This window comes from Megasphaera sp. NM10 (genome assembly GCF_000417505.1).
In the GTDB taxonomy this organism is placed as follows: Bacteria; Bacillota; Negativicutes; order Veillonellales; family Megasphaeraceae; genus Megasphaera; species Megasphaera intestinihominis.
Window position 1 is genome coordinate 1 of the sequence record NZ_APHY01000123.1, and the last position, 2,891, is coordinate 2,891.

Consider the following 2,891-nt stretch of genomic DNA (forward strand, 5'->3'; position numbering starts at 1 on the left):
GCTTTGATGCTCGTCTSWGCCAGACTTCGTCATGTTGCCGCCTCGGAATGGGGCTCAAAACGCTATATGGACATGGAGCATCTATTCAAGATGGAAATTGAGCAGCCAAATGACGAGGAAAATCCATATATCTGATTACGATATTTACTGGCGGATGAAATGAATTTGCGAAAGAATCTTGACACTACCGTAGCTTGACTATATTGGGCACTCTTTGGATTACTGGACAAGTGATGAACAAGCTGCTCGATGGGATAGCTTGCCATGAAATATTAAAGGATAAGGGGTTATCGAATGAGTTCTATTGAATTATCTGTAATTATTCCTGCATATAATGCGGGTCAAACAATTGGGCGCTGCTTAGACTCGTTATTGCAGTCTGTACAGCAAGCTCCAGTGGAAATCGTCTGTGTTGATGATGGATCGAAGGATAACACTTGGGAGATATTGCAATCCTATTCAAAGAAATATGCTTGCCTCCGCATTTTCCATAAGGAAAATGGTGGAGTAGGATCGGCAAGAAACGTAGGTTTATCCCAAGCAGCAGGAAACTATATTGCCTGGGTGGATTCAGATGATTATGTGACAACGGATTGGTATGCAACCATTCATGGGGGATTGGAAAAATACAATCCTGATTGTCTCGTCTTCGATTATTTTTATACTCGTGACAATGTCGACGAACCTTGGCATATCGCCTTGCCAGAAAAGGTGGGTTTAAAGGCTTTTGTTTACGAGCAGAGTCTTGAGCGTGAATTAAAAAATTTTTTGTGGAACCAGGTAATTCGGGCAGCATTGCTTAAAAAGGTGAAGTTTAACGAAACGTACCATATGCTGGAAGATTATGATGTGCTAACACAGGTGACACCAAAGTTCAAAAAAATTATACATATTAATAAATGCTTATATCATTATGTCCAGACCGAAAGTAGTCTGACTCATACCGTTTCATCTGAGGTTCGTTGGAATAATATAGATATCGTCCAAAGACGCTATGATTATTATAAAAAAATAGGATTACCGATCAGTATCAATGACTGTGCCATTCATTTTTGTGAATATTTATATCAAAGTAAATGCCATGAAATAAAATGGGCAGAAAGAAGCGCTATCGTTCGGGAGAATTTACGCCTTCATCAAGGGGAGATTCTACGGGATAAAGGTGTAGGAAAAAGGGTCAAGATTAAAGCTATTTTTGCTATAATGGGGATGGATAGTTTATTAAGAGCTTTATTGAAATTGAAAAATAAATGAGAGGGATGGATATGTTTTTATTGAGTCAATTAAAAGAAAGATGCTTAAATCCATATTACAGAAGAAAAAATGCGGCTAATGTAAAAAAAGGTGCTTGGCAGCCACGCATTATGACCTTGGAAGAGACATTAAAAGATATTTTGGATAATCATTTATCTATTTCTCGATTTGGAGATGGTGAATTTAAATGGATGATGGGGATAAAACAGCAATCGTTTCAGAATGATGATGCTAAACTTCGGGAATTATTAACTAAGACATTCGCTTTGCGAGATAAGCGGCTCTTGCTTTGTATCCCTGATACATTTGGTGATTTGTCCAAATATAATGCTTTTGCGATAAATTATTGGAGTTATGAAATGTATAAACGTCGTAATATGATACAATCCCTTATTCCAGATGGATATATTTTTGGAAATCTTAATATTACTCGTTTTTATATGGACTATTTGGATAAGGGCCATGTTGAAACAATTCTTGGCTATTGGAAGAGTATCTTTTATCATCGCAATATTTATATTGTAGAGGGAGAATTTTCTCGATTAGGTGTAGGAAATGATTTATTTTCGACGGCCTCTTCTGTTCATCGTATTCTGGCACCGGCTAAGAATGCGTTTTCTAGTTATCAAAAAATCTTGTCTTTTGTGAAGGAAAATGTTCCTTTAGAACGGTCGTCCTTGATTTTATTCGCTCTAGGGCCGACGGCCACTATTATGGTTCCTTTTTTAGTGGATACGGGCTATCAGGCGTTAGATATTGGTCATATTGATGTGGAATATGAATGGTACAAGTTACATGCAACCAAGAAAATTCCCTTGGTGGGCCGATACGTTAATGAAGCAGGAGGCTTTATTGAAGAATTCAATTCAGATATCTTGAAAAAATATGATCGAGAAATCATGGCGAAGATTGATTGTTAATCATGAAATATGATTTAGGTGAACGATATGCAAATTAATATACGGAAAAAAGATATTATATGGAACTATTTAGGCATCTTTTTCTCCTTAGGATCTCAGGTTATATGGTTGCCTGTACTGATTCACTATTTACCGCCGGATATTCTGGGCTTATGGTATGTTTTTGTCAGTATAGGGGGGATGGTAGAATTATTAGATAGTGGATTTACGCCTACGCTTAGCCATTCTATGTCGTATGCCTGGAGTGGGGCAAGAGATTTAAAAAAACAGGGAGTTGTTTTTTCTGAAGACCGCAGTGGACCGAATTATCCGTTGGTTTATGGTATTTTAAGCACTTGCAGGACATTGTATTTTGGCATTGCTGTTGTAGCTTCTTTGGTGATGCTTGTTGCCGGGACTTTTTATCTTCAACGTATTGCGGCTTCTTATCTGAATTGGCAAGTATATGCGACATGGGGACTCTATATTGCGTCTACATTTATCAATCTTTATATTGGCTATTATGCTGTCGTCCTGGTGGGGATTGGGGATATTTTTCATAAAAATAAAGCAAATATTTTAGCGAAAGCTTTCTTTTTGATTTTGGGTACTATCGGCTTGATTAGTGGATTTGGCATTTTAAGTTTAGGTGTTGCTTATTTTGTGAGTGGCTTTGTTACCCGGTTTCTTTGTAAGCATTATTTGATTAAAACCCATCATTTCGATGAATTATTCCTT

Annotated in this window: 2 protein-coding genes and 1 pseudogene; all 3 read left to right on the forward strand. The window is 37.3% G+C overall.

The window, feature by feature from the left end; all coding sequences use genetic code 11:
• Positions 1 to 294: 294 nt before the first annotated feature.
• On the forward strand, positions 295 to 1,254 hold the full coding sequence (locus NM10_RS12590; protein ID WP_020311921.1) for a glycosyltransferase family 2 protein: 960 nt from the start codon (positions 295 to 297) through the stop codon (positions 1,252 to 1,254).
• A gap of 11 nt (positions 1,255 to 1,265) precedes the next feature.
• Positions 1,266 to 2,174 (forward strand): GT-D fold domain-containing glycosyltransferase, encoded by a 909-nt coding sequence (locus NM10_RS12595; RefSeq protein ID WP_239639747.1) that lies wholly within the window; start codon positions 1,266 to 1,268, stop codon positions 2,172 to 2,174.
• Positions 2,175 to 2,201: 27 nt separating this feature from the next.
• A pseudogene (locus NM10_RS12600) lies at positions 2,202 to 2,891 on the forward strand (O-unit flippase-like protein); the annotation flags it as partial.